At 68.2% G+C, this 5,577-nt stretch carries 4 protein-coding genes; 3 read left to right on the top strand and 1 reads right to left on the bottom strand.

All coding sequences use genetic code 11. The annotated features are described in order from the left end of the window. Window positions 1-1,067 (top strand): hypothetical protein (locus tag Q8M88_RS12955; RefSeq protein WP_305597575.1); only part of this gene is annotated, 1,067 nt, incomplete at its 5' end. Between the two features lie 7 nt (window positions 1,068-1,074). Here Q8M88_RS12955 and Q8M88_RS12950 read toward each other — a convergent pair. Further along, entirely contained in the window at window positions 1,075-1,836 is a 762-nt protein-coding gene (locus Q8M88_RS12950; RefSeq protein WP_305597574.1) for a DUF6270 domain-containing protein, read from the bottom strand. A 242-nt stretch (window positions 1,837-2,078) separates the two neighbouring features. Here Q8M88_RS12950 and Q8M88_RS12945 point away from each other — a divergent pair, with 242 nt between their 5' ends. Both Q8M88_RS12945 and Q8M88_RS12940 read left to right on the top strand, forming a co-directional pair. Further along, window positions 2,079-3,806 (top strand): type I secretion system permease/ATPase, encoded by a 1,728-nt coding sequence (locus tag Q8M88_RS12945; protein ID WP_305597573.1) that lies wholly within the window; start codon window positions 2,079-2,081, stop codon window positions 3,804-3,806. Then, window positions 3,803-5,173 carry an HlyD family type I secretion periplasmic adaptor subunit gene (locus Q8M88_RS12940; protein ID WP_305597572.1) on the top strand — a complete coding sequence of 457 codons (1,371 nt, stop codon included), beginning with the start codon at window positions 3,803-3,805 and terminating at the stop codon, window positions 5,171-5,173. Before Q8M88_RS12945 ends, Q8M88_RS12940 begins: the two co-directional genes overlap by 4 nt. Window positions 5,174-5,577: the final 404 nt, after the last annotated feature.

Below are 5,577 nucleotides of genomic sequence, written 5' to 3'. Positions count from 1 at the left end.
GCGACGCGCTGGCCGCCCGCGCCCAATCCCTGGCCGACCTCCGCGCCCGCACGCTGGCCCTGCATCGCGCGTCGTCTCCGCGCCTCGAACGCCGCCGCAACCGCCTCAGCCGCCGCATCGACCGCTGGCTGCAGCTCGCCGGGCCGGTCGGACACGCCGCGATCATCGCCCGCTCGGGCCTCTGGCGCGTCGACGGCGCCGGCCTGCGCCCACGGCTGGGCGCACTGCGCAATATGCTCCGCTACGCCATGCGGCGCGGTGATCCGGCCGCCCAGCCGGACGTGCTCCTCGACGAGGCCTGGTATCTCGAGGCCAATCCGGGAGCCGCCGCCAAACGAGGTGGGGCTTTGGTCCACTACCTGATCGATGGCCGGCTGGAAGACCGCGCGCCGGGGCCGCTGTTCGATCCAGCCTTCTATCGTGCGAGCCAGGCCGGCGAGCTCGCGCGCACCGGGCTCTCGCCGCTTGAGCATTTCGTGCTGAGAGGCGCGGCGGACGGCGTCGACCCACATCCGCTGTTCAGCGTCGCGCACTATCTCGCGCTGATCCCTGGATTGGCCGGGGCGGGCGTAAATCCGCTGGATCACTACCTGCGCGACGGCGCGACGGCAGGCCTCAGCCCGCATCCGCTGTTCGATGTCGACTGGTATCGCGGCCAGCTCGAACCACAGGAGGCCGCAGACGCCTCGTTGCTTCACTACCTGCGCGAGGGTTGGCGGCGCGGGCTGAAGCCGCACCCGCTGTTCGATCCACTCTGGTATCTCGAGCAGTACCCCGACGTGCAGAACGCCGGCATGGAGCCGCTTACCCACTATGTCCTGACCGGCGCGCGCGAGGGCCGCAATCCCAGCGCCTGGTTCGACGCGCCGCACTACATGGCGGTGCGCGGAGCTGGGCTCACGCCTGGCGCCAATCCGCTGGTCGACTACCTGGAAGGCGGCGCGTGGCGGATCGGCGAGCCGAGGCCCGGATTCCCGAACGCCGCGTATATCGCCGCGCGGCCGCACGATCTGGCGCGCGGCATGACCCCGCTGGAGCACTGGGCGCGGGGCGGCCGGGCGGACTAGAGCCAGCTCAGACGCCCAGGGCGCGCAGCTGACGCCAGATCTCGGCGTAGTACTCGGGGATGTAGTGGAACGGGCTGAGCCCCCAGCGATGATCGCCGTCGGCGATGCGTTGCGCCGGTGCGCTGATGCGCGCGGCTTCCGGCGCGAGCGCGGTGAAAGCCGCCTGGTAACGGTCCAGCAGGGCGTTATGCCGGCCGAGGTCGGCGGGGCGGCCGCCCCATAGCTCGACATTCTCGATCGCCCGAAAGCGCTCGTAGGCCGCACGATAGTGGGTCGCCCATTGCGACTCATGCAGGATCAGCGGCGCGGAGCGCAGCGGCGTGGCGCGTATCAGCGCCAGCATCTCGCCGACCGCCTCCATCCACAGCCGGTCGCAGGTTCCGCCCAGCCGCGCGATCGGCCGGGCGGCCGCCAGCGCCGGCTGGGACAGGTAGCCTGACGTCTCCAGCTCCCAGCTATGGCTGGCCAGCGCGGCGCCGATCGCCAGCAGGTCGAATCGCTCGTCGATGAAGTCGAAGATCAGATGGGTCGGACGCCAGGTCACGAGCTGGGCCATCGTGGTCTTGGTCAGGTCGTTGACCATGGCCTGGTGCTGGTGACGCTTCAGGCCATTGGGAAGCGCCTCGGCAGGCTGGAAGCCCTCCACCGCCGGGCTGAACAGGCTCGGGAGGCTGGTGCGCGAGATGTACAAGAGTTCATTCGCCGGCTCGCCCTGGATAGGCCACAGGTCCCGCGTAATGCAGCTGCCGATGATGGCCACCCTCGACATGACGCCTCCAAACCGCCTCGCGAGGCTTCTTAGCATGCCGTGGAACGGGCGTGGCCGCGATCCCGCGCCGCGACCCTTTGACCGGCCCATTGACACGCGAGTCCGCGCCGATCATCTGTCGGCCGCCCTCGGCGTTCCGGCCGCTGCGGCGTTACGGCTGGGTCGGCCGGGCTTCGTTCACCATAGCCTGATATGATACGGCGATTGGCGACCACGGGCTTTCGCGAGACGGCGCGACACGCATGAAGATGTTCAGCTATCTGGCGAATCAGCCCGACAACGTGGTCACGCGCGCCCTGCGCGAAGGCTATGGCCCGCTGGGCTTCGCCTTCGCGTTCAGCCTGGTCAGCAACCTGCTGTACCTGGCCATGCCGCTCTATACCTTCCAGGTCTATGGCCGGGTGATGATCAGCCAGAGCCAGGCGACGCTCTGGGCGTTGACTGCGGTGACGCTGTTTATCTTCGCGATCTCCAGCGTCATCGACAACTATCGCGCCCGCATCCTGATCAACTACGGAACGTTGCTGGACCAGCGCGCCTCCGGACACATCTTCTCCAGCCTGTTCGACGCTGCGGTGCGCGGCGATCCTGGCGCGCGCGCCCAGGCGCTGCGCGACATGGACACCTTCCGCCAGACGCTGACCGGCGTAGGCGCGGCGGCGATCTTCGACCTGCCGTGGATTCCGGTGTTCCTGATCGTCCTCTTCATCATCGATCCGCTGATCGGCGTGGTGACCACGGCTGGCGCGGTCGCCCTGCTGGTCCTGGCCCTCATGCAGGAGAAGGCGACCCGCCCAGCGCTCAAGGAAGCCAACGACGCGGCGCTGCGCAGTTATGCGTTCACGGATTCGGCGCTGCGCAACGGCGAGGTGGTGCGCGCCATGGGCATGTTGCCGACGCTGGGCGCGGCGTGGTCGCGGTTCCGCGCCGTGGCCGTCGAGCGCGGCGTCGCCGCCAGCGAGCGTTCCAACGTGCTGGGCGACACGATCCGCGCCGTGCGCATGGGGATGCAGGTGCTGATCGTCGCCATCGGCGCGGCCCTGATCCTCCAGGGCAAGATCCACATGGGCATGCTGTTCGCCAACATGATCCTGGCCAGCCGCGCGCTGGCCCCGATCGAGCGGGTGGTCGGCTCCTGGGAGGCGCTGAACAACGGCCAGCGCGCCCACGAGCGGCTGATGAACCTGCTGTCCAAGGCTGAGGCGCCGTCGCCGCGGACCACCCTGCCGCGGCCGCTGGGACGACTGAGCGCCGAGGGGGTCAATTTCGCGCCGCCCGGGGCGGCGAAGCTGCTGATCACCGGCGTCAGCTTCGTGATCGAGCCCGGCGAGGTGATGGGACTGATCGGGCCGTCCGGCGCCGGCAAGTCGACGCTCGCCAGGCTGCTGATCGGCATCTGGAAGCCCACCAGCGGAACCGTGCGCCTGGACGGCGCCGACATCTTCGCCTGGGATCGCGGCGACCTTGGCCGCCACGTCGGCTACCTGCCGCAGGACACCGAGCTGTTCGCAGGCTCGGTGCGTGACAACATCGGCCGTTTCCGCGACGACGTGAGCGATGAGGAAGTGGTGGCCGCGGCCCAGATGGCTGGCGTCCACGAACTCGTCCTGCGCATGCCCAAAGGCTACGAGACCGAGGTCGGCGAGGGCGGCGTGGTGCTGTCGGCCGGCCAGCGTCAGCGCGTCGGCCTTGCCCGCGCGCTGCTGGGGGAGCCGGCGTTCGTGGTGCTCGACGAGCCCAACGCCAGCCTCGACGCGGAGGGCGAGGAAGCCCTGGTGCGCGCGGTGGAGGCGCTGAAGGCCAAGGGCGCGACGATCGTGATCATCTCCCACAAGCCGAACATCTTCCGGCCCGCCGACAAGATCCTGCTGCTGCGCGACGGCCGGGTGGAGCTGTTCGGCCCGCGCGACCAGGTGATGAACCGCGTCACCAAGCCGGCTGAAGTCCGCGCCGTGGAGGCCGGTCGATGAAGCTGGAACTGGGGCCGCTGCGCCGCAGCTATGTGGCCCCCAACTTCACCGGCGAGCCGGACGCCAAGAGCCAGGAGCTGACCGACCGGGTGCGTCGCCCGATCGTGGTCGGCTCTGCGGTGATCGGCGCGATGGTGCTGGGTCTTGGCCTGTGGGCCGGGATCACGCCATTGAGCTCAGGCGTGTCCGCGCCCGGCCAGGTGCGTGTGGAGTCCAACCGCAAGACCATCCGTCGGCGTGAAGGCGGCGTGGTGAAGGCGATCCTGGTGCGTGAAGGCGACCGCGTGCGCCCCGGCCAGCCGCTGCTGGTGTTCGACGAAGTGCAGGCGCGCGCCGGCTTCGACGTGATGCGCAATCAGGCCGATTCGGCGCTGGCGCAGTCGGCGCGGTATCAGGCGGAGGCCACGGGGCGGCCCAGCATCGTCTTCCCGGCCGACCTGAACGCCAGGATGAACGACCCGCGCGTCGCCTCGATGGTGCGCGATCAGCAGTTCCTGTTCACCTCGAGACTGCAGTTGTTCAACAGCCAGCTCTCGGTGCTGAAACAGCGCGTCCAGCAACTTGAGACCAACGTCGAAGGCCTGCAGGCTCAAGTGGATTCGGTCGACGAGCAGGCGCGCCTGACCCGCGAGGAGTTGGCGGGCTATCAGACTCTCTTTGAGAAGGGCTACGCGCCCAAGACGCTGATCCTGCGCTACCAGCGCGCGCTCGCCGACCTGGGCGGGCGCAAGGGGCAGCTCATATCGGATATTTCCAAGACCCGCGAGCAGATGGGCGAGGCGCGCATCCAGATGTCGGCGCTGCGCAATCAGCGCCAGACCGAGGCCGCCGACGGCATGCGCGAGATGCAGTCCAGGCTGGCCGACGCGTTGCCGCGACTGTCGGCGACCCAACAGACGCTGTCCGAAACCACGGTGCGTTCGCCTGTGGACGGCTACGTGCTCAATTTGTCGCAGTTCACCGTCGGCGGCGTCGCCGGCGCGGGCGAAGTCCTGATGGACGTGGTCCCTGCCGATACGCCGCTGGTGGTCACCGCCATGGTCCGGCCGCAGGACGTGGAGAACGTCCGCCCCGGCATGTCCGCGCGCGTGCAGCTCCAGGGCGTCAGCCGTCGCTGGGTCAGTCCGCTGCCGGCCAAGGTGGTGACGGTTTCCGCCGACAGACTGGTCAACGACAAGACGGGAGAAGGCTATTTCCGCGCCGATCTGCGGATCGATCCGAAGGATATCGCCAAGCTCGCCGAGGGCGTGAAGATGACGCCGGGCATGCCTGCCGACACCATGATCGTGACCGGCGAACGGACGGTTCTTGGCTTCCTGCTTTCACCAATAACCGACACGCTTAGTCACGCGTTTCGAGAACAGTAACCAGACCTTAGCATTCGCCGGCCATTTAACGGATTAGGCACCCTGATCGGGACCCTTTTTGGTGTTGCGCAAAAACCGCGACTCCGATAGGTCTTCCCTCGGGCTCGTTTAACCTTCCGCTGTAGCGACGCTATGGCGTTCGGGAGAATGGACCGCTGGGACTGCTCCATCGGGGATGGAGGTCAAGCGTGCCGGGGGTCCATGTGACACAGACTGGAGAGATCTATGGCGACTTACACCTACGAGACGATCACGGCGGCCCAGGCCCTCGCGATCCTGACCACGGATAACGTTATTGTACAGAGCGGCACCGCGAATGCGGTGACGGTCGTCTACAATGCGGCGACGCCGACCCAGGCTGACACGATCACGATCACGATCGGCGCCCGTTCGGTGACCTTCGG

It is taken from the genome of Phenylobacterium sp. (genome assembly GCF_030693805.1).
In the GTDB taxonomy this organism is placed as follows: Bacteria; Pseudomonadota; Alphaproteobacteria; order Caulobacterales; family Caulobacteraceae; genus Phenylobacterium.
The sequence above is the reverse complement of the archived record's forward strand: the minus strand, read 5'-3'. Positions and strand labels throughout refer to the sequence as shown.